Source organism: Kribbella jiaozuonensis, assembly GCF_005233875.1.
Lineage (GTDB): Bacteria > Actinomycetota > Actinomycetes > Propionibacteriales > Kribbellaceae > Kribbella > Kribbella jiaozuonensis.
The window spans coordinates 38,783-60,438 of sequence record NZ_SZPZ01000004.1; the positions used below are offsets into that span (position 1 = coordinate 38,783).

Annotated in this window: 18 protein-coding genes; 9 read left to right on the plus strand and 9 right to left on the minus strand. The window is 69.1% G+C overall.

The features are described 5' to 3' along the window. Window positions 1-72 precede the first annotated feature (72 nt). Window positions 73-1,629 carry an adenylate/guanylate cyclase domain-containing protein gene (locus FDA38_RS26250; RefSeq protein WP_137256812.1) on the plus strand — a complete coding sequence of 519 codons (1,557 nt, stop codon included), beginning with the start codon at window positions 73-75 and terminating at the stop codon, window positions 1,627-1,629. Here the strand turns inward: FDA38_RS26250 and FDA38_RS26255 are convergent. The 3 genes from FDA38_RS26255 to FDA38_RS26265 are packed head-to-tail and all read right to left on the minus strand — an operon-like array spanning window position 1,580 to window position 3,895. Beyond that, window positions 1,580-2,308, minus strand: coding sequence for a TioE family transcriptional regulator (locus FDA38_RS26255; RefSeq protein WP_137256813.1), 729 nt, complete (start codon window positions 2,306-2,308; stop codon window positions 1,580-1,582). The genes FDA38_RS26250 and FDA38_RS26255 overlap by 50 nt on opposite strands. Window positions 2,309-2,311: 3 nt before the next feature. After that, window positions 2,312-3,055 (minus strand): SDR family oxidoreductase, encoded by a 744-nt coding sequence (locus FDA38_RS26260; protein WP_137256814.1) that lies wholly within the window; start codon window positions 3,053-3,055, stop codon window positions 2,312-2,314. Between the two features lie 48 nt (window positions 3,056-3,103). Beyond that, a complete protein-coding gene (locus FDA38_RS26265) occupies window positions 3,104-3,895 on the minus strand; it encodes a GNAT family N-acetyltransferase (RefSeq protein ID WP_137256815.1) in 792 nt (263 codons plus the stop codon). Window positions 3,896-4,002: 107 nt separating this feature from the next. On the opposite strand from FDA38_RS26265, the gene FDA38_RS26270 reads away from it, so the two are divergent. Next, window positions 4,003-4,785, plus strand: coding sequence for an ArsR/SmtB family transcription factor (locus tag FDA38_RS26270; RefSeq protein ID WP_137256816.1), 783 nt, complete (start codon window positions 4,003-4,005; stop codon window positions 4,783-4,785). Here FDA38_RS26270 and FDA38_RS26275 read toward each other — a convergent pair whose 3' ends face one another. From FDA38_RS26275 to FDA38_RS26285, 3 genes are all read right to left on the minus strand, one after another. Beyond that, on the minus strand, window positions 4,786-6,912 hold the full coding sequence (locus FDA38_RS26275; RefSeq protein WP_137256817.1) for a RecQ family ATP-dependent DNA helicase: 2,127 nt from the start codon (window positions 6,910-6,912) through the stop codon (window positions 4,786-4,788). A 63-nt stretch (window positions 6,913-6,975) separates the two neighbouring features. After that, window positions 6,976-7,455, minus strand: coding sequence for a redox-sensitive transcriptional activator SoxR (gene soxR / locus FDA38_RS26280; RefSeq protein ID WP_137256818.1), 480 nt, complete (start codon window positions 7,453-7,455; stop codon window positions 6,976-6,978). A gap of 46 nt (window positions 7,456-7,501) precedes the next feature. Then, complete coding sequence (locus FDA38_RS26285) at window positions 7,502-8,776, minus strand: MFS transporter (RefSeq protein ID WP_233714949.1); 1,275 nt, start codon at window positions 8,774-8,776, stop codon at window positions 7,502-7,504. A 71-nt stretch (window positions 8,777-8,847) separates the two neighbouring features. Between FDA38_RS26285 and FDA38_RS26290 the strand changes: the two genes are divergently transcribed. Further along, window positions 8,848-9,831, plus strand: a complete 984-nt coding sequence (locus tag FDA38_RS26290; RefSeq protein ID WP_137256819.1) for a GlxA family transcriptional regulator — start codon at window positions 8,848-8,850, stop codon at window positions 9,829-9,831. A gap of 3 nt (window positions 9,832-9,834) precedes the next feature. Here the strand turns inward: FDA38_RS26290 and FDA38_RS26295 are convergent, their stop codons facing one another. Further along, on the minus strand, window positions 9,835-10,956 hold the full coding sequence (locus FDA38_RS26295) for a M24 family metallopeptidase (protein ID WP_137256820.1): 1,122 nt from the start codon (window positions 10,954-10,956) through the stop codon (window positions 9,835-9,837). Window positions 10,957-11,001: 45 nt separating this feature from the next. Here FDA38_RS26295 and FDA38_RS26300 point away from each other — a divergent pair, with 45 nt between their 5' ends. The 3 genes from FDA38_RS26300 to FDA38_RS26310 are packed head-to-tail and all read left to right on the plus strand — an operon-like array spanning window position 11,002 to window position 14,319. Next, on the plus strand, window positions 11,002-11,778 hold the full coding sequence (locus tag FDA38_RS26300) for an alpha/beta fold hydrolase (protein WP_137256821.1): 777 nt from the start codon (window positions 11,002-11,004) through the stop codon (window positions 11,776-11,778). Between the two features lie 40 nt (window positions 11,779-11,818). Next, window positions 11,819-12,694, plus strand: coding sequence for an SDR family NAD(P)-dependent oxidoreductase (locus FDA38_RS26305; protein ID WP_137256822.1), 876 nt, complete (start codon window positions 11,819-11,821; stop codon window positions 12,692-12,694). Beyond that, window positions 12,691-14,319, plus strand: coding sequence for an AMP-binding protein (locus tag FDA38_RS26310; protein ID WP_233714950.1), 1,629 nt, complete (start codon window positions 12,691-12,693; stop codon window positions 14,317-14,319). Before FDA38_RS26305 ends, FDA38_RS26310 begins: the two co-directional genes overlap by 4 nt. Here FDA38_RS26310 and FDA38_RS26315 read toward each other — a convergent pair. Next, a complete protein-coding gene (locus tag FDA38_RS26315) occupies window positions 14,306-15,088 on the minus strand; it encodes an LLM class flavin-dependent oxidoreductase (protein WP_137256823.1) in 783 nt (260 codons plus the stop codon). The two genes, FDA38_RS26310 and FDA38_RS26315, sit on opposite strands and share 14 nt — an antisense overlap. 58 nt (window positions 15,089-15,146) lie before the next feature. Here FDA38_RS26315 and FDA38_RS26320 point away from each other — a divergent pair, with 58 nt between their 5' ends. From FDA38_RS26320 to hrpA, 3 genes are all read left to right on the plus strand, one after another. Further along, complete coding sequence (locus FDA38_RS26320) at window positions 15,147-15,551, plus strand: universal stress protein (RefSeq protein WP_137256824.1); 405 nt, start codon at window positions 15,147-15,149, stop codon at window positions 15,549-15,551. Window positions 15,552-15,629: 78 nt separating this feature from the next. Further along, entirely contained in the window at window positions 15,630-16,496 is an 867-nt protein-coding gene (locus FDA38_RS26325) for a TIGR03619 family F420-dependent LLM class oxidoreductase (protein WP_137256825.1), read from the plus strand. Between the two features lie 256 nt (window positions 16,497-16,752). Further along, the gene (hrpA, locus tag FDA38_RS26330) at window positions 16,753-20,664 is read left to right on the plus strand and encodes an ATP-dependent RNA helicase HrpA (protein ID WP_137256826.1); all 3,912 of its coding nucleotides are present in this window, start codon (window positions 16,753-16,755) and stop codon (window positions 20,662-20,664) included. Here hrpA and FDA38_RS26335 read toward each other — a convergent pair. After that, complete coding sequence (locus tag FDA38_RS26335; RefSeq protein ID WP_233714951.1) at window positions 20,661-21,602, minus strand: helix-turn-helix transcriptional regulator; 942 nt, start codon at window positions 21,600-21,602, stop codon at window positions 20,661-20,663. The genes hrpA and FDA38_RS26335 overlap by 4 nt on opposite strands. Between the last annotated feature and the right edge of the window lie 54 nt (window positions 21,603-21,656).

Genomic DNA, 21,656 nt, shown 5'->3' on the forward strand with positions numbered 1-21,656 from the left:
AACGTGCCAAAACCATGGTTCGGTCCTGACACCAGTTGCAAGAATGGGGGTGCCACCTAGCAGACTGTGACCATGATGACCCAGGGAAGTCCGGATCTGGTGCTGAAAAGGCGCCCGTTCGGATCCTGGCTGCTCGGCCCGGCCGACCAGAGCACGCGGCGGCTGCGGGTCCGCCTGCAGATCCTGATGACCACGTTCTCGATCGGCACCAACCTGATCGGGGCCCTGGTCGTGTTCGTCCTCGCGGTCTACGTGCTGCCCGGCCCGTCGCTGATCGATCGGCTCCAGCTCGCCGACGCGATCATCATCCCGGCGTACTTCGTCCTCGCGATCGCGGTCGGATGCGTCTGGAGCATGCGGCTGACCCGTCGAGTGACGCGCTGGGTGGAGCTTGAGCGACCGGCCACGCGCCGGGAGCAGATCGCCACGTTGCAGCTGCCGCTGCGGCTCACGCTCATCGAGGTGCTGCTCTGGCTGGTCGCCGCGGTGATCTTCACCGTGATGACAGTGATCATGCAGCCGGAGAATGCGCTCCGCGTCGCCCTCACGGTCATCGACGGTGCGATCATCACCTGCTCGGTGTCGTACCTGCTGACCGAGTTCGCGCTCCGCCCGGTCGCGGCGCGAGCGCTGGCCGACTCGTCGCCGCCGCGACGGCTGCTCGCAGCTGGCTTGAAGGCGCGGACGGTGTTCTTCTGGGCGGTCGGCTCCGCCGTACCGGTGGCCGGGCTGATGCTGGCCGCCGTACTCGCGCTGATCGAGGGCGATGTCACCTCGACCCGGTTGTCGGTCGTGATCCTTGCCTTGGGCATCGTGGCGCTCGGCAACGGCTGGCTGCTGACGATGCTGTCGGCGAAGTCGGTCGTGGCCCCGGTCCGGTCGGTGCGGGACGCGTTGAGTCTGATCGGTGAAGGGCGGCTCGACGTGAGCATCCCGGTCTTCGACGGCACCGAGCTGGGTTCGCTGCAGGCCGGGTTCAACCGGATGGCCGAAGGCCTGCGGGATCGCGAGCGGATCCGCGACGTCTTCGGCCGGTACGTCGGACCCGGGGTCGTCCAGGAGGCGCTCAGTAGCGACCGGCTCGGCGGCGAGGAGCGGTACGTCGCGGTGCTGTTCGTCGACCTGGTCGGGTCGACCGAGCTGGCGATGAACCGCGCGCCGACCGAGGTCGTGCAGCTGCTCAACCGGTTCTTCGCGATCGTGGTCGACGAGGTGGACCGGCAGGGCGGGTTCGTGAACAAGTTCGCCGGCGATGCGGCGCTGGCGATCTTCGGGGCGCCGGCCGAGCTGGCGGATCCGGCCGGCAGCGCGTTGTGCGCCGGGCGCGAGCTGGCCCGTCGGCTGGACGAGGAGTTGCCGGAGGCAATCGCCGGGATCGGCGTGACGGCCGGGATCGTGGTCGCCGGCACGGTCGGCGACGTACGGCGGCACGAGTACACCGTGATCGGCGATCCGGTGAACGAGGCAGCGCGGCTGAGCGAGCTGGCGAAGGCTGCGCCGGGCCGGTTGATCGCCTCGATGGCCGCGGTCGAGCAGTCAGCGCCGGCGGAGGCCGATCAGTGGCGGACCACCGAGCAGATCACGGTGCGGGGACGGTCGGCGCCGACCCGGCTGGCTGTCCCTGATTGATCAGTTGATGCAGCAGCGCAGTGCCGGACAGCATCGCCTTGGTTTGGCGGTCGTGGGCTGCTCGGCGCTCGGCGATCGCGGTCCGCAGGGCGTCGGTACTGCCGGTCCTCCGTAAGCCGTCGAGGACCGGCTTGATCTGCTCGAAGTAGTACCGGCCTTGGCGGAGCATGTGGATGATCCGTGCATCGCGAACCTGCTCGGGGCCGTATCTGCGGTACTTGGTGCCAGGCTCTCGCGCGGGCGCCAGCAGACCGGCCGCCTCCCAGACCCGGAGCGCCGAGGTACGGATGCCGAGGCGGTGCGCCAGTTCTCCGACGAGCAGGGACGGACCGGTGAGTTCGTCCACGTTCTCGGCAGCCAGCGCGGCGAGGGCCTCACTCGCGGCGTCGGTCGCGAGTCGCTGCTCGTGCAGCGCGGCGTGGGCTGCGTCGACCAATCTGTAGGCATGCGGTTCGTCGCCGTCGTGGACTGCGCGCATGATCTCGGTCGCGGTCTCCGCACCGAAGCCGGGTGCGAGCGCGCGATACGTGAGCAGCGCCGACACATGCTCCGGTCCGTACTGCCGGTACCCGGTGTCGGACCGCGGCGCCGGTGGCAGGATCCCGGCTGCCTCGTAGTTGCGGACGAGCTGCGTCGACACCCCGGCCCGGCGCGCCAAGTCAACCGGCCGGAGCCCCATGGCTCACCGGCCGCCGGAGACGTCGACCGTCGTTCCGGTCATATACGACGAGCGCTCCGAGGCGAGGAACGCGATCACCTCCGCGACCTCCTCCGCCTTGCCGGGACGGGCCAGCGGAGGTGTCGCACCGAGTCGATCCAACCGCCCCGCCTCATGGATGTCGGTCTCGATCAGGCCGGGACGCACGCCCAGCACGCGAATGCCTTCCTTCGCGACCTCGTTGCCCAGGCCGGTCGTCAGAGCGTCGACCGCGGCCTTGCTCGCGGCGTAGTCGACGTACTCGCCGGCCGATCCGAGCATCGCTGCGCGGGACGAGACGTTGACGATCACTCCCCCGGCGCCGCCGTACGCCGTGGACATCCGACGGACCGCCGCGCCCGCGACGAGGAACGCGCTGATCGAGTTGATCCGGAACACCCGGTCGAGGCGCTCAGCGTCGTACTCCGCGACGCGGCCGCCGGGCGACACGACGCCGGCGTTGTTGATCACCGCACCGATCGGACCGAGCTCGGCGGTCACGGTGTCGAAGAGTCGCTCGATCTGATCCGCCTCGACGACATCGGCCTGTACGGCCATCGCGCGCCGGCCGAGCTCCTCGCACGCCTTCACGACCCGGGCGGCCTCGTCGGCCTGCGTTCGGTAGTTGACGCCGACGTCCCAGCCGTCGGCTGCGAGGGCAACTGACGCAGCCGCGCCGATTCCGCGACTCCCACCGGTGACCAGCACGACTCCACGTCCGTCAGTCATGCGTCCTACTCTGTCACGGAGCCGGCATCTGTCACGGAGCTGCCGCCGTCACGCAGGCGGCCGGGCGAACTGGAGCTGGGTCTCGGTGTCCTCGAATCCGACCGAGCGATAGATGCGGACCGCGAGGTAGTCCGGATCCGCGACCATCACCAGCGTCCGCGCACCGCCCTCGGTCAGCCCGTACGTCGACACGTGGTGGACGAGCGTTCCGGCCAGACCACGACCGCGGTCCTCGGGCGACGTCTGCACGGTCTGGAACCGCGCAACGCCCTTGCCGTCGAACATCAACCCCATCGAGCTCTGCAGCCGATCACCCTCGAACGCACCGAACCACTTCCCGTGGCCGGCAGCGACCAGCTCACGCTGCGTCGCCTGCTTGCGCCGGGTGAAGTCCTCGTACGCGGCGTCGACCGTCATGTCCGCGGTGGCGAGGCTCAGGTTGAACAGCTGCGCCCAGTCGTCGTCGCTGTCCAGGAACCGGTACGTCGACTCGGTGTTCGGCCGCGGCGGCGGGACGACCCGGTCGGCGGTCATCACCACGCTCCGGTCGATCGTGAGACCGGCGGCCTTCACCTCGTCCTCGGCGCCGATCTCGCCGTCCACGCTGTCGATGCCGAGGGCAACATGTTCCGCGTCCGGGAACTCACGGCGGAAGTCGTCGACGCGGATCTTGGCGTCGTCCGGCGCGAACGGCGTGCGGTACAGCAGGAAGTTCCCCCACCAGAAGCCGGGATTGGCCGGCGTCCGCACGACGACGTACTCGCCGGTGTCGCGGAAGATGCTTCCGCCCAGCTCCAGCAGCAACAGGTCGGTGCGGTAGCCCAGGCTCGTGATGTCCACCCATCCATCCTCACTGCTGCGTCAATCGAGTTCCCTTGACATGCAGCCATTCGGCTGCCTATCTTTGTCACGCAGCCAGACGGCTGCATGATCAATCGGGAGGCGGAATGGACGACGAGGTGTTCCGTGCGCTGGCCGACCCGAGCCGGCGGCAGCTGCTCGACATGCTCAACGCCCGTAACGGCCAGACCCTGCGCGAGCTCTGCGCCGGACTGGAGATGGCGCGGCAGTCGGTCAGCAAGCACCTCGCGATCCTGGAGACCGCGAACCTCGTCACCACGATGTGGCGCGGGCGCGAGAAGCTCCACTACCTCAACGCCGAGCCGATCAACGCGATCGCCGACCGCTGGATCACCCAGTACGACCGACGGCGGGCGCAGCTGTTCGCCGATCTCAAGACGGCTTTGGAGGCCGAACCCATGAGCGACAACGACTTCGTCTACACGACCTACATCAAGACCACGCCGGAGCGGCTCTGGCAGGCGCTGACCGAGCCGAAGTTCACCGCGCAGTACTGGAACCTGTCCCACGAGACCGACTGGAAGCCCGGCTCCGAGATGGTCTGGCACATGGGCGACGTCTCGATGACCGGCCCGGGGCAGGTCGTGCTCGAGCACACGCCGTACACCCGGTTGTCGTATGCCTGGCACCACATCACGCCGGAGTTCGCCAAGGCCGTCGAACTGCCGGCCGACGTGTACGAGCAGATCAGCCGCGAGCCGCTGTCGACCGCGACGTTCGAGCTGGAGCCGGTGGACGACAAGGTGAAGCTGACCGTCGTCCACAGCGGCTTCGAGCCCGACAGCGTGCTGCGAACCATGATTCAGGACGGCTGGCCGGCAGTCATCTCCGACCTGAAGTCCTTCTTGGAACTCGCCCCCGTCCGTTGATCAAGGGCGTTTGTGGATGACGAGAGGCAGGACCGCGGCCGCGCCGGCCTCTCGAAGTTTGGCCGCGGCTACGGTCACCGGCCACTGGGATGAGGTGGAGTCGACCAGCAGGAGGACCGTCCGGGCTGTGATGGCTTGAGCGGTGGCCTGGTCGACCTGGACACCGTCGCGCCAGACTCTGGCTTCCTCCGCCGAGGACAGGTCGTCGGTGTAGCCGGTCCGGTCGATCGTCAGCTCGGCCCGGTCCAGCCGGCCGACGCCGGCCACATGATCGGCGATCGCGGACGTGAGCTCGCCATAACCTCCAGCGGCCAGCGGCACGACGACATCCGGGCGCGCCGACCACGACCCGCGCCAGCGTGACAGCGCCGCGACCGCACCGGACTTCAGCGTCTCCACCGCGTCAGGCAACGGCGATCCGCCGAATGCACCCTGAACCACTTCACGCCACTCCGGTGCGTCGGCGTACACGATGATGCGGCCGGGCTCGGCCGACAGCGCGGGCGGGATCTTCCCGCGGGCTCCGAACGCACCGCCCGGCCACATCTTCCGCGGCTCCAGCACGTGGACCTCGCCGCGCAGCAACCGGACGATTGTCGCCACCGTCTCCGGATCGGGCCGCGACTCCAGCGGTGGCGGCAACTCCCTCAGGCACACCGAGCACCGCCCGCACGGCTCCGCCGACGGGTCGTCCAGCGACTCCTGGAGAAGTTGCATCAAGCAACGATCACCGCGCGTGTAGGCGCGCATGATGTCCGCCTCGCGGCGCCGTACGGACACGATCCCGTCGTAGTGCTCGGCGTCGAAGCTCCAGTCCGCCCCGGTCCGCACCCAGCCTCGCTCGACTCGGTCGACCGCTCCGTCCACAGCCAGCTGCTTCAACATCAACTCGACGCGAGTACGCCGCAGACCGGTCTCCGCCTCGAGCGCCGGCGCGGTTGCCGGCTCGTCCGGACCGTACCCCTCCAACGCCCGGAGCAGCCGCTGCACGTTCTCCGGCACCGGAATCGTCGCCGTCGCGAAGTAGTCCCACACACCCGAATCAGCATCGGACGGCAGCAAGGCAACCACAGCATGGTCGATCCCGCGCCCTGCACGACCGACCTGCTGGTAGTACGACACCGGCGAGGGCGGTGACCCCACGTGCACCACGAACCCAAGGTCCGGCTTGTCGTACCCCATCCCCAACGCCGAGGTCGCGATCAACGCCTTCAGCTGGTTCGCCCGCAACGCGTCCTCGAGGCCCTCCCGCTCCCCCGCCTCCAACTGACCCGTGTACGCCGCGACCGGCACATCTCGACCGTGCACCTCTTGAACCACCGATGCCAGCCGCTGCGCATCCGCGACGGTCAACGCGTACACGATCCCGGACCCCGGCAACTTCGGCAGCTGATCCACGACCCAGGCAAACCGATCCAGCGGCGACAGCTTGTCCACCACCGCGAGTTGAAGACTCGCCCGCGCCAGCGGCCCACGCAGTACAAGGGTCGACTCCCCCAGCTGCTTCGCCACGTCGTCAGTCACCCGCGAGTTGGCCGTGGCTGTCGTCGCAAGCACGGGAGTCTTCGGGTTGAGCTGCTGCAGTACGTCGGACACCCTCCGATAGTCCGGCCGGAAGTCGTGCCCCCAGTCCGACACCGCGTGCGCCTCGTCGATCACCAGCAGGCCGACCTGCCCAGCCAGCCCATCGAGCACCCGCCGCCCGAACCCCGGGTTGGCCAGCCGCTCCGGCGAAACCAGCAGCACGTCGATCGCGCCCGACCGCAGGTCCTGCTCGATACCTGACCATGCGTCGATGTTGTTCGAGTTCAGCGTCGCCGCGCGCAACCCTGCCCGGCTCGCGGCCGCGACCTGATCACGCATCAACGACAGCAGCGGCGAGACCACCAGCGTCGGACCGGCGCCCTCCGATCGTCTGATCGCGGTCGCCGCCCAATACACGGCTGACTTGCCCCATCCGGTCGCCTGCACGACGAGCACCCGCGCAGCCGGCTCGCACAGCGCCGCCACCGCGGTCTCCTGATCCGCGCGCAGCCGAGCGTCATCACCGGCGATCGCACGAATCACATCGCCGGCGACCTTCGCGCGGTCGTCGGTCAGAGCAAGCGGTCCATCGGTCTCAGCCATGCTCGAACCCTAGACGCCCCCACCCCCAGCCCGCTGAGCCCGACCCCGGAGCTGTGGATAACGTCAGGCGCACTTCCCCGGATGACACGGCTCGCCCTCGTTGTCCATCAGGCGGCGCGGTCCCGGCCCCTTCGCGGCCAACGCGTCGTACGGGTTGGCCAAGGCGCAGCGATCGAGCGACAGGCAGCCGCAGCCGACGCAGTCCTTGAAGTCGTCCCGGAGCTGCTCGAGATGCAGGATCCGACGATCGAGCTCCGCCTGCCAGCACTCCGAGATGCGCTCCCAGTCGGCCCGCGTCGGCGTCCGGTTCTCCGGCAGCAGCTTGAGGATTGCGGCGACCTCCGCGAGCGGTACGCCGACCCGCTGGGCGATCCGGACCAGCGCCACCCGGCGCAACGTGTCCCGCTTGTACCGGCGCTGGTTCCCCGACGTACGGCGGCTCAGGATCAAGCCCTGGCGCTCGTAGAAGTGCAGCGCAGAGATCGCAACGCCGCTGCGTTCCGACAGCTGCCCGACCGTCAGCTCACCAGGCTCGATGTCCATCGCCCATCCCTCCAACCTCAACTTAAATCGAGGCTAGCGGACAGGGTCATGCAGTAACGAGTCGCCGTCCGATGCTCGCTGACATCAGCGCGGCCGCCGCGCACAGTCCGCCGGCCAGGTACCAGGCGAGGTTGTAGCTTCCCTGCGCGTCCCGGATCCAACCGGCACCGGTCGCCGCCAGCGCAGCCCCGACCTGGTGCGACGCGAACACCCAGCCGAACACGATCGGCCCGTCCTGTCCGAACCACTCCCGGCACAGCGCCACGGTCGGCGGCACCGTCGCCACCCAGTCCAGTCCGTAGAAGATGATGAAGACCCAGGTGCTCGGTGCGGCGGTCGGCCCGAGCAGCGACGGCAGTACCAGCAGCGACAGTCCACGCAGCGAGTAGTAGGCGATCAGCAGGAACCGCGGGTCCCAGCGGTCGGTCAGATAGCCCGAGAAGATCGTCCCGCCCACGTCGAACAAGCCCACCAGCGCCAGCAACGACGCAGCGGTCGTCGCAGGCATGCCGTGGTCGTGCGCGGCCGTCACGAAGTGCGTGCCGACCAGACCGTTCGTCGACGCGCCACAGATCGCGAACCCTCCGGCGAGCAGCCAGAACGCGGGCCGCCGTACAGCCATCCCCAGTGCACGTACCGCTCGCACGGCACTGCTTCCAGTCGTCTCGACCCGCTGTCCTGCAGTGCTGCCCTCCGGAGCGCCGTACGCCCTGAGCCCGACGTCGCTCGGGTAGTCGCGCAGGAACAGCAGCACCAGCGGTACGACGGCCAACGCAGCACCGGCTGCCACCAGCGCGGGCACCCGCCAGCCGTGGTGCGCTGCCAGGGTCGCGATCAGCGGCAGGAAGATGAGCTGGCCGGTCGCACCGGCCGCCGTGAGGATCCCGGTGACCAGTCCGCGGCGGTGGACAAACCAGCGCCCGGTGATCGTCGCCACGAACGTCATCGACATCGATCCGGTGCCTACGCCGACCAGCAGACCCCAGCAGAGCAGCAGCTGCCACGACGACGTCATGAAGACAGTCAGACCGCTGCCCAGCGCGATCAGTACCAGCGCGCCGCTGACGACCTTGCGCAGACCGAGTCGATCCATCAGCGCGGCGGCGAACGGCGAGATGCCGCCGTACAGCAGCAGGTTGATCGACACTGCCGAGGAGATGGTCGCGTGCGACCACCCGAACTCCTCGTGCAGCGGATCGAGCAGCACGCTGGGCACCGAGCGGAACCCGGCCGCACCGATCAAGGTCACGAACCCCACCACGGCGACTGCCCAGGCAAGATGCACCCGCGGCGTCTTCTTCGTCTCGAGAATCTGCGTCACCCGATCAAGGGTGCGGGTTCGACTGCCATCGAACTAGTGGCCAGATGGACAACATGTGTCAAGATACGGCCATGAGTCCTCGTCACCTGACCTCGGTAGGTCCGCACGTGGTCGCCGTCCTCGCCCTGGAGCCGGTGGTCGGGTTCGACCTGACCATCCCGCCGACAGTCCTGGGCGCTGCGACCAAGGCCGATGGCACCCAGTTGTACGACGTCCGCATCTGCGGCCTCGGCGGCCCCGTCCGCGCGGGAGCCGGGTTCAACCTCGTCCCCGACTACGGACCCGAGGCGCTGGCCGAAGCAGACACGGTGATCGTCCCCGGCACCTACATCCACCAGCCGCGGTACGACGGCACACTGCCCGACGACCTGGCCGCCGCGCTGGCGACGATCCGCCCGGGCACCCGGATCGCCTCGATCTGTACGGGCGCCTTCGTGCTCGGCGCGGCGGGCTACCTGGACGGCCGGCCCGCGACGACGCACTGGGAGCGGGCCGAGTTGTTCCGCAGCGTCTACCCGCGGGTGCAGCTCGACGAGGACAAGCTGTTCATCGACGACGGCGACATCCTCACCTCGGCCGGGCTCGCCGCGGGCGTGGACCTCTGCCTGCACCTGATCCGCCGCGACTTCGGCAGCGAGGTCGCGAACCGGGCCGCCCGGCACTGCGTCGTACCGCCGTGGCGGGACGGCGGGCAGTCGCAGTTCATCGAGCACGCCATCCCGGCAGAAGGCACCGAAGGTACGTCGCCGACGCGGGCGTGGGCGCTCGCACGACTCAGCGAGGACATCAGCCTGGGGGCGATGGCAGCCAACGCGCAGATGAGCGTGCGTACGTTCAGCCGACGCTTCAAGGCTGAAACCGGCCAGTCACCCGGCACCTGGCTGCTGCAGCAACGCGTGCGGCACGCCTGCAACCTGCTGGAGACGACCGATCTGTCTGTCGACCGTGTCGCCCACGAGGCAGGTCTCGGGACCGCCGCGTCGCTGCGCCACCACCTTCGCTCCGAGCTCGGCGTCTCGCCGCTGGCCTACCGCAAGACCTTCCGGGCAGGCTGAACCTCAGACCACCACGAGGTCGTGCGGCTGGTTGTTCATCGACTCGCCACCGTCCGCGGTGACCACGACGATGTCCTCGATCCGCGCACCCCACCGGCCCGGCTGGTAGATACCCGGCTCGACGCTGAACGCCATCCCCGCCTCGAGCGGCAGGTCGTTGCCCGCCACGATGTACGGCTCCTCGTGCACATCCAGCCCGATCCCGTGCCCGGTCCGGTGGATGAAGTACTCACCGAATCCGGCAGCAGCGATCACGTCCCGCGCCGCCGCGTCGATCGACTCCGCTGTCGCGCCCGGCCGAACCGCATCGACCGCAGCCTGCTGGGCTTCCTGCAGTACGGCGTACGTCGCGGCGACATCGGCGTCCCGCGGCGTGCCGACGGCGTACGTGCGGGTCGAGTCCGAGTTGTAGCCCTCGGCAACGGGTCCGCCGATGTCGACGACCACCACGTCGCCCGCCTCGATGACTCGCTCGGACAGCGCGTGGTGCGGGCTGGCGCCGTTCGGACCGCTCGCGACGATCACGAAGTCCGCCTCGGTGTGGCCCTCCTCGACGATCGCGGCGGCGATATCGGCGCCGACCTCCGCCTCGGTCCGCCCAGCACGCAACCACTCGCCCACTTGGGCGTGCACGCGATCGATCGCCGCGCCCGCCTTCCGCAGGGCCTCGATCTCGGCCGCGTCCTTGCGCATCCGAAGCTCCCGGACGATCGGCCCGGCCAGCACCTGCTCGGCCTTCGGCAACGCGTCGCGGATCGCCAGCACATGGAGCGCCGGCGTGAAGTCGCTGACCGCAACCCGCTCCGGGGCACTCATGCGCTCGGCGGCGAGGTTGTACGGATCAACTCCGTCCACCCACGTGATGACGTCGACTCCGAGGTCCTCCAGGCCGACGAACCCGGGTGCTTCGAGCTTCGGTACGACGAGTGCCGGGGTGCCGTCCGCGGGGATCAGCAGCGCGGTGAGCCGCTCGAACGAGCCGCCCGGCTGACCGATCAGGTAGCGCAGATCCGAGCCCGGCGCGATCACCAGGCCGGTGCCGGCCGCCGCCTCGCGGGCACGGTCGAGGCGGGAACGGAGTACGGCGAAGTCGGGAATCGGGGGCAGTGCTGAGCGACGGGCCATGGGGCGACTCTAGAACTGTCGGCAGCGATTGCTAAAACGTCTTTCATGACTCTGCACCATGTGGCCTTCGGCGACGGCGTTCCGGTTCTGGCGTTGCACGGCTGGACTCCGGACCACCGGCTGATGACCGGCTGCCTCGAACCGATCTTCAGCCAACTGACCGGATACCGCCGGATCTATCCCGACCTGCCCGCGATGGGGCAGAGCCCGGCCGGTGACATCGACAGCTCCGACGGAATCATGGCGGCGGTGCGGGAGTTCATCGACGAGCAGATCGGCGACGAGCCGTTCCTGCTGATGGGCGAGTCGTACGGCGGGTACCTCTCCCGCGGTCTCGTCGCCGAGCGCCCCGAGCAGATCCTGGGCATGGGCCTGATCTGTCCGACCGGCACGCTCTGGCACAAGGACCGGAAGGTGCCCGAGCACGTCGTACTGCGAACCGAGCCGGGCGTGCTCGAATCGCTGAGCGATGGTGAGGACTTCACCGAGCTCGCGGTCGTGCAGACCGCCGCCGCGCTGGCTGCCTATCGCGCCGACGTCGCGCCCGGTCTGGCCGTCGCGGACCTGGCGGCGATGGATCGGATCCAGGAGAACTGGGCGCTGTCGACGGCTCCGGAGAGCGGTCCGATCTACACGCGACCGACCTTGGTGTTGTGTGGGCGGCAGGACGCGGTCACCGGGTACGAGGACTGGTACGAGCTGCTCCCCCACTACCCGCGCGCGACGTTCGCCGTGCTCGACATCGCCGGGCACAACCTGCAGATCGAGCAGCCGGAGTTGCTCGGCGTGCTGGTCAGGGACTGGTTGCAAAGAGTCAGCTAGGGGCTCCCGCGCATGGCTACCAGCGGGTAATGTCGGCGGCATGACTGGGAAGCGACCGTTCGGCTGGCCGTTGCTTGTTGCGCTGACCAACGGGCGGACCCGGATCTCGGACGAGCGGTTGACCGCGGCCGTGCGCGACAAGGTAATCCTGGTGACCGGTTCGTCCTACGGGATCGGCGAGGCGACCGCGCGACGGCTGGCGGCGGCCGGGGCGACGGTGTTGCTGGTGGCGCGGACCGAGGAGCAGCTGCAGGTTGTCGCGGACGAGATCCGGGCGGGTGGCGGGTCGGCGTACGTGCATCCGGCGAACCTTGCCGATCCGGGCGCGGTCGAGGTGCTCGTGCGGACGGTGCTGGCCGAGCACGGGCGGGTCGACGTACTGGTGAGCAACGCAGGCAAGTCGATCCGGCGGTCGGTTGCCGACACGTACCAGCGGTTCCACGACATCGAGCGGACCAACGCGATCAACTACCTCGGCCCGGCGAAACTCGTGCTCGAACTGCTTCCGTCGATGCGCGAGCGTCGGTCCGGGCACATCGTGAACGTGTCGACGGCCGGGGTGCGGACGCCGCCGATGGCGCGGTGGTCGGCGTACCTCGCGTCGAAGAGTGCGTTTGATGTGTGGCTGCGGTGTGTAGCGCAGGAGGTTCGTGGGGACGGGGTGACTACGTCGACCGTCTACATGGGGCTGGTGCATACGCGGATGAGTGAACCGACGCCGCTGCTGAACAAGATGCCGGGGCTGACGCCGGAGCAGGCTGCCGATCAGGTGTGTACGGCGGTGGCCGAGCGGCCGCACAACATCACGCCGCCGTTCGTCCGGCCGGCTGATGCCGTGGGCAACTTGTTGCGGGTGCCGACGGACCGGTTGTTGGAGCAGTATTTCCGGCGTACCGGAGGCGGGAAGAAGCGATGAGGACGATCCGGCCGATCGGTCCGATCCGGCCGCCCGAGTGGTTGATGCAGGGTGCGGCCGAGGTCGGTGAGGTCTCTCTGGCGCTCGTCAGGTCGGGCGTGTGGCGGTCGGCGGGGCCGGCGCAGTTGGTGCGGATCGAGCGTGCGCTGCGGACCTGGGGTCAGTCGATGGCGGCGCTGGGGGTGATCGCGGCGATCCGGTGGCCGGATCGGGCGGCGGTCATCTCGGGCGACAGTCAGCTGACGTACGCCGAGCTGGATCGCCGCTGTGAGCGGATTGCCGCGGGCATGCACGCGCAGTACGACATCGTTGCCGGTAGCAAGGTCGCGGTGCTCTGCCGGAATCACATCGGCTTCCTCGAAGCGACACTGGCGGCGTCCCGGATCGGTGCGGACGTCCTGTTCGTGAACACGGAGTTCGCTGCGCCTCAGCTGGAGGCGGTCCTGGAGCGGCACCGGCCAGACCTGCTGGTCCACGACGAAGAGTTCACGCCGCCGGCCGGCGTCACCGCGATCCTCTCGACCTCGGGCGGGAGTGGGGTGGCGACGCTGGACGAGCTGGCTGACAGCCGGGCGGTGGGCGCCGCCGCGCCTTCAACTGCGGGACACATCACTATCCTCACCTCAGGGACTACCGGGGCACCAAAGGCGGCGCCCCGGGTGCCTACTGCGGTGGGGTTGGCTGGGTTGACGGCCAGTGCGCTCAGTCGGTTCGGGGTGCGGTCTGGTGAGCCTGTGATCATCGGGCCGCCGTTGTTCCATGGGCTCGGGCTGCTGACGTCGATGCTGGCGTTGTTCCTCGGGGCGCCGTTGGTGTTGCGGCCGAAGTTCGACGCGGCGACGTTGCTGGCGGATGTTGAGAAGACGCGGGCCGGTGCGGTGGTCGCCGTACCGGTGATGTTGCGGCGGTTGCTGGAGCTCGGGCCGACGGCGATCGCGGAGTACGACCTGCGTTCTTTGCGGGCGGTGATCTCCGGGGCGTCGCAGCTTGGTGTGCCGCTGGCTGAGCGGTTCATCGAGCGGTTCGGGCCGGTGCTGTGTGACGCGTACGGGTCGAGCGAGGTCGGTATCGCCACGATCGCGAACTCCGCCGACCTGCTCGACGCGCCCGGGACTGTCGGTCGTCCGTGTCTTGGCAGCTCGATCCGGATCCTCGACGAGCAGGACCAGGTGGTGCCGACCGGCACGACCGGACGGATCTTCGCGGGCGGCGGGCTGGTGTTCGGCGGCTACTCCGACGGTTCGAGCAAGACCGTGGTCGACGGGCGGATGAGCACCGGCGATCTCGGTCATCTCGACAGCGCCGGCCGGCTGTTCGTCGACGGGCGTGAGGACGACATGATCGTCTCCGGCGGCGAGAACGTGTACCCGGTCGAGGTCGAGGGATGCCTCGCCGCACATCCCGCGGTCGCCGAGGCAGTCGTCGCCGGCGTACCCGACGACGACTTCGGTCAGCGGCTGGTCGCCTACGTCGTACTGCGGGAGCCCGCGACCGAGGACGAGCTGATCGCGCACGTGAAGGCGAACCTGGCGCGCTACAAGACCCCGCGCCAGATCGTCATCCTCGACGAGTTCCCGCGCAACGCCACCGGCAAGGTCCTCCGCAGCAAACTCAGCCCGCCGTGAACAGGCCGTAGAACCGCGTCATCCGCTCGAACGCGTCCCGCTCGTCCCCGAACGACACCGCGACTGTCTCGGCCCCGGCTTCGACAAGCTCATGGGCCATTGCAACGACTGGTGACGGATCGCCGCCGGACCAGTCGAGCCGGGTGCCGACCTTCACCGTCCGCTCGCCGAAGGACCGCAGCCGCGCGACCGCCGCGCTGAACCCGGCGCCGTCCAGCCCGAGCCCCTGCCATTCATCGCCGAACCGGGCCGCCCGCCGCAGCGCCGGCGTTGTCGTACCGCCGACCATGATCGGCAACGGCGCGCGCAGCCTCGGCTCGAACACGCCACCGCGATCGCGCCCCTCGAACAGGTCGCGAATGATCTCGAGGGACGAGTCCGTACGCCGTCCACGCTCCTCGAACGGGACGCCGACCGCGGCAAACTCCTCGCGAGCCCAACCCGCACCGAGCCCGAGTACGACGCGTTCGCCCGACAACCGATGCAGTGTCGCGGCCTGCTTGGCGACAACGAACGCGCTCCGCATCGGCAGCACCAGCACAGACGTACCGAACCGGATCCGGGTCGTGCGCGCCGCGAGGTACCCGATCGTCACGAGCGGCTCGTACACACCGCCGTACGTCGAGCCGAACTCGCGCGGCGGAAGCAGATGATCGGGCAACCACGCCGTACCGTAGCCGAGCTCTTCGGCGGCCACGGCCAGCTCGACGAGTCGCTCGGGCGGCATCGCTGCCGACTCGTCCGGGAGGACCACCTGCAGTTCAACCATGCGCTTGACCTTAACCGCCTGACCTTCGGCGACGGCGATTGATGGGAGAGTGGGTGCCGTGAAGATTCTCGTCGGATACGTACCATCGCCCGAAGGTGAGGCGGCGCTGACCGCCGCGGCGACCGAGGCCGAGCTGCGCGGCGCGTCGGTCCTGCTCCTGAACACCAGCCGCGGCGACTCCTATATCGACGCGCGCTACGCCAACGCCGACGAGTTGGCCGCCGCCGAGGCGAAGCTGCGTGCGCACGGTGTCGAGGTGACGATCCAGCAGGCCGTCACCGAAGGCGACGTGGCCGGCGCGCTGCTGAAAGCGGCCGCCGCTGAGGACGTCGGGCTGATCGTGCTCGGTCTGCGGCGCCGCTCCCCCGTCGGCAAGCTGATCCTCGGCAGCACCGCTCAGCGGGTGCTGCTCGAGTCGCCGGTTCCGGTTCTCGCGGTCAAGGTGCCTTCGCCGCACGACTGACCGCAAGGTTCCGGTCCCCGCTCCGACCCACGGGTGAACGGGCGCCTTCGGGGTGCCCTGGAGCGGAAGGAACCGTGGATGTCATATCCGGAGGTTGGCGTCGGGCTGCCGGTGGTCGGGCTGCGCGGGCCGGACGCGGTGGTCGAGATCGCGACGGCCGCTGACGAGCTCGGATTCGCGGCGGTGTCGGTCTTCGAGCGGCTGCTGGTGCCGGCGGCGCCGGATTGGGTGAACCACGCCGGGTTGCCGCGGCAGTCGGCGTACGACGCGTTGGAGACGCTGACGTACGTCGCGGCGCGGACGGAGCGGGTGCGGTTGCACACCGCCGTACTCGTGCCGTTGTTCCAGCAGCCGGTGGTGCTGGCGCGGCGGGTGGCGACGATCGATCAGCTCTCCGGCGGGCGGATGGATCTGGGGATCGCACTTGGCTGGTTGTCTGAGGAGTTCGTCGCTGCGGGCGTGCCGGAGCGTGGGCGGGTTGCGGCGTTCGAGGAGTCGGTCGCCGTACTGCGGGCTTGCTGGGGGCCTGATCCGGTGTCGTTCAGCGGTGCGCACTACACCGTGCCGATGGCGACGCTCGGGCCCAAGCCGGTGGTGCCGTTGACGCTGTACGGCGGTGGTGTGGCGCGGCCGGCGATCGAGCGGGCTGCTCGGATCGCGGACGGGCTCACGCTGGCGCATCGTGATTGGGAGTCCACGTGCGCGGCGATCAGGTGGTACCACGAGGCGGGTGGTTCCGGGCCGATCATCCTCCGCGCCGGGCCGATGAAACCGCATCCGATGCTGCAGGGTCCGGTCGGGTTCACCCCCGACACGATCCTCGACGACCTGCGGCGGGCTGCGGATGAAGGCATCACCCGGGTCGACTGGGATCTCAACCTGATCAACACCCCGATCCCCGACCAGGTAGCAGCCCTGAAGACCCTCGCAACCCACCTCCCGTAATCCGGATGAGGCGCTGGGCCCGGCCGCCTAAACTGGACTGGTTATGCCTGATGCCCGGACCGAGTCCCCGAGTCCATCCCCAGCCCCCTCCGACCCCCAGCCCAACCGCCGCCGCCGACGCGGCGCCCAGGGCCGGAGAGGCCCCATCCCCGGCGCGACTCCTGGGTCGCCGTCCGGCACCGCCCCGTCCGGCGCAGACGCCTCCGCCCGCCGCCGCAGCGGCGGCGGGTCCAGCGCCTCCTCCACCGAAGACGGGGTGAGTTTGGCGGAGGTTGTTGCGCGGCTGGATGACCTCACGGCTTACGACCGCGAGCATCTTGGGAAGCGGTTGGAGCGGGTTCGGACCACGAAGGAAGCCCGTAAGCGGGAGCAGGCGCTGCAGGGTGTGATCGGCGCCATCGAGCAGGCTGAGCGCAGGGTCGAGGTGCGGCGAAATGCCGTGCCGGAGATTACCTACCCGGAAGAGTTGCCGGTCAGTCAGCTGAAGGATGAGATTGCGGCGGCGATCCGGGACAACCAGGTCGTGGTGGTCGCGGGTGAGACCGGGTCGGGGAAGACGACCCAGATCCCGAAGATCTGTCTCGAGCTGGGTCGCGGCATCCACGGCATGATCGGTCACACCCAGCCCCGCCGGCTCGCCGCGCGCACAGTCGCCGAGCGGATTGCCGAGGAGCTCGGAACCGAGCTCGGCGAGACGATCGGTTTTGCCGTGCGGTTCACCGACAAGGTCAGCGAGCACTCGCTGGTCAAGCTGATGACCGACGGGATCCTGCTCAACGAACTCCAGCGCGACCGCGACCTCACCCGCTACGACACCCTCATCATCGACGAGGCGCACGAGCGCAGCCTCAACATCGACTTCATCCTCGGCTACCTCAAGCGGCTCCTCCCCCGCCGTCCCGACCTCAAGGTCATCATCACGTCGGCGACCATCGACCCGGAGCGGTTCGCCGCGCATTTCGCCGACGCGCAGGGCAACCCGGCGCCGATCGTCGAGGTGTCCGGCCGGACCTACCCGGTCGAGGTGCGGTACCGCCCGGTCAACGACCCCGAGGACCCGAGCACGATCGACCGCGACCAGACCCAGGCGATCCTCGACGCCGTCGACGAGCTCGAGTACGAGGCGGACGGCGACATCCTGGTGTTCCTCAGCGGCGAGCGGGAGATCCGCGACACCGCCGACGCGCTCAACGACAAGTTCCGCGGCGAACGGCGTACGACGGAGATCCTGCCGCTCTACGCCAGGCTCTCGAACGCCGAGCAGCATCGCGTCTTCCAGTCCCACTCGAACCGCCGGATCGTGCTCGCGACCAACGTCGCCGAAACCTCGCTGACCGTCCCCGGCATCAAGTACGTCATCGACCCCGGTACGGCGCGCATCTCGCGCTACAGCCACCGCACCAAGGTCCAGCACCTGCCGATCGAACCGGTCTCGCAGGCCAGCGCCAACCAGCGCAAGGGCCGCAGCGGCCGCACCAGTGACGGCATCGCCATCCGCCTGTACTCCGAAGAGGACTTCACCAACCGCCCGGAGTTCACCGACCCCGAGATCCTCCGCACCAACCTCGCGTCCGTCATCCTGCAGATGACCGCGATCGGCCTCGGCGACATCGCCGCGTTCCCGTTCATCGACGAGCCGGACAAGCGCAGCATCGCCGACGGCCTGCAGCTCCTCACCGAGCTCGGCGCGATCGACACCCCGAAGGGCGGCCGGCTCACCCCGATCGGCCGCCAGCTCGCGCAGATCCCGCTCGACCCGCGGCTGGCCCGGATGATCGTCGAGGCCGACAAACACGCCTGCGTCCGCGAGGTGATGGTCATCGCGGCCGCGCTCTCGATCCAGGACCCGCGCGAGCGTCCAACCGACGCCGAGGCGCAGGCCACCCAGTCCCACGCCAGGTTCCGCGACCCGAACAGCGACTTCCTCGGGTACCTGAATCTCTGGGGCTACCTGAAGAAGCAGCAGAAGGAGCTGTCCGGCAACCAGTTCCGCCGGATGTGCCGCAGCGAGTACCTGAACTATCTCCGCGTCCGCGAGTGGCAGGACATCTACGCGCAGCTCCGCCAGGTCGCGTCCCAGATCGGCGTCAAGCTCAACAGCGGTGAGCCGGCCGACCCGCAGAGCGTGCACATCTCGCTGATGTCCGGCCTGCTCAGCCACCTCGGCATGAAGGACCCGGCCAACCAGCACCAGTACCTCGGTGCCCGCGGCACCAAGTTCGCGATCTTCCCCGGCTCCGGCCTGTTCAAGAAGCCACCGCAGTTCGTGATGGCCGCCGAGCTCGTCGAGACCTCGCGCCTCTGGGCCCGGGTGAACGCGAAGATCGAGCCCGAGTGGGCCGAGGATCTCGCTCCGCACCTGATCAAGCGGTCGTACTCCGAGCCGCACTGGGAACGCAAAGCCGGCGCCGTGATGGCGTACGAGAAGGTCACGCTGTACGGCGTACCGATCGTCGCGCGCCGGAAGGTGAACTACGGCAAGGTCGACCCGGAGGTGTCGCGCGAGCTGTTCATCCGGCACGCGCTGGTCGAGGGCGACTGGGACACGCACCACAAGTTCTTCCACGAGAACCGCAAGCTGATCGAGGAAGTCGAGGAGCTCGAGGAGCGGACCCGGCGGCGCGACCTGCTGGTCGACGACGAGACGCTGTTCGCGTTCTACGACGAGCGGATCGGCCCGGAGGTTGTCACCGGACGGCACTTCGACACCTGGTGGAAGACCGCCCGGCAACGCGACCACGACCTGCTGGACTTCGAGCGGTCGCTCGTCGTCCGCGAGGGCGCCGAGGTCCGGGAGGAGGAGTTCCCGCTGCACTGGATGCAGAACGGGATGACCTTCGACCTGACCTACGCGTTCGAGCCGGGTACGGACGCCGACGGTGTGACAGTCCACATCCCGCTGCTCGTGCTGAACCAAGTCACGGCAGACGGGTTCGAGTGGAGCGTGCCCGGCTTCCGCGAGGAGCTGGTCACCACCCTGATCAAGTCCTTGCCGAAGGCGATCCGGCGCAACATCGTGCCGGCACCGGACCACGCCCGGCAGATCCTTCCCGAGCTCGACCCGGCGTCCGGACCGCTGACCGATGCGATGGCTCGCGCGCTGCGGGAGCTGCGCGGTGTCGTGATCGAGCCGAGCGACTGGGACTGGAGCCGCGTGCCGGAGCACCTGCGGATGACCTTCCGGGTCGAGGACGACAAGCGCAAGACTGTTGCTGAGAGCAAGGACCTTGCCAAGCTGAAGGAGAAGCTGAAGCCGAAGACGACGGCTGCGATCTCGCAGGTCGCGTCGAAGGCGGTCAGCGGACTGGAGAAGTCCGGCCTGACGGACTGGACCTTCGGCGACCTGCCGCGCAGCTTCTCCGAACGCCGCAACGGCCTGACGGTCGCCGGCTACCCCGCGCTCGTCGATGAGGGCAAGACTGTCGCGATTCGCCTGCAGGAGACCGAGCGCGATCAGGCCGCCGCAATGTGGGCCGGCACCCGTCGACTCCTGCTGCTGACGATGCCGTCGGTGATCGACGTCGTACAGCGCCACCTGAGCAATCAGCAGAAGATGACGCTGATGGCGGGTCCGCATCGCAACGTCGGCGAGTTGCTCGACGATGCGATCGGCGCGGCGGTCGATCAGCTGATGACGGCCGCGGGCGGTCCGGCGTGGAACCTCACGGCGTTCGCGATCCTGCGTGACGCCGTACGGTCGGACCTCGCGGACACCGTGCTGACGATCCTGCAGCAGGTCGAGCAGGTGCTCGGGCATGCGCGGACCGTGGACAAGCAGATCTCCCGGGCGTCGAGCCCCGCGCTGATCGTGGCGTTGTCCGACGTTCGTGGTCAGCTCGAACGGCTGGTCCATCCGGGCTTCATCACCGAGACCGGCGCCAAGCGGCTCCCGGACCTGGTGCGGTACCTGCGCGGGATGGAGCAGCGCCTGGACAAGCTCAGCGCCAACGCTGCGCGCGACCGCTCCGGGATGGCCATCGTCCAGACGCTCACCGACGAGTACGAGAAGCGCCTGCGCGCGGTGCCGACCGGCAAGTACCCGAGCCCGGAGCTGCTCGAGGTGCGATGGATGCTCGAGGAGCTGCGGATCAGCCTGTTCGCGCAGACGCTCGGTACGCCGTACCCGATCTCGGAGAAGCGGATCCGGAAGGCGCTGGCGGATAGCTAGGAGTCCAGCAACCTGCGGGCGTGGCGGTGGACGGCCGCGCGGAGTTCGGGTGGGTCGAGGATCTCGAACGGCCAGTAGAGGCGGATGACCCCGGAGACGAGGGGTCCTAGCTCGTTGGCCGCGAAGCGGACCTCGCAGGTGTTCGCGTCGATGGGATCGACCACGCCCTGGCTCGGCGGAATCATCCGGGCGACCGTGGCGGCATCGGCGTGGACGCGGACCCGGCCGACGATGTCCCACGGCGCGACTCCGGTGCCTTCGGCAACTAGTGCGACCGGGTCCGGCGGGTCCTCGAACCGGTAGCGGGAGCCGGTCAGGACAGGCTCGGTGATGCGGTCGACGCGGAAGGTACGCCAGGCCTGGCGATCGCGGTCGCGCGCGACGAGGTACCAGCGGCGCCCGGTGTGCACGATCTGCAGCGGCTCGACACTGCGCTCGGACTCGCTGCCGTCGTGAGTGCGGTAGCGGAACCGGATCCCTTCGATATGACGGCAGCCCGCAGCCAGGGTGACCAGCACCTCGCCGTCGACCTGTGGCAGCTCGCCCTGTGGCAGTTGGGTGGTGTGCGCGCCGATGGCCGCGACCCGCTCCTGGAGCCGCGCGGGCAGGACCTGATGGAGTTTGGCCAGTGCCGAGATCGCGGCCTCCTCGACGCCCGACACGGTGGTGGTCGTCGCGACGCGCAGGCCGACCGCGATCGCGACGGCCTCCTCGTCCTCCAGCAGCAGCGGCGGAAGCCGGCCGCCCGGACCGAGTCGGTACCCGCCGCCGATCCCGGCCTCGGCCTCGACCGGGTACCCGAGGGACCTCAGCCGGGTGACATCCCGCCGTACGGTCCGGGGCGTGACGGCGAGCCTGTCCGCCAGCTCGGCGCCGTCCCATTGCGGGCGCGACTGGAGCAGGGACAGCAGGCGGAGTAGCCGGGCTGCGGTATCCATCAATTTCTATTCTTACCCGACCTGCGGACCGATCCTGTCCGCAGGTCGTCCTAC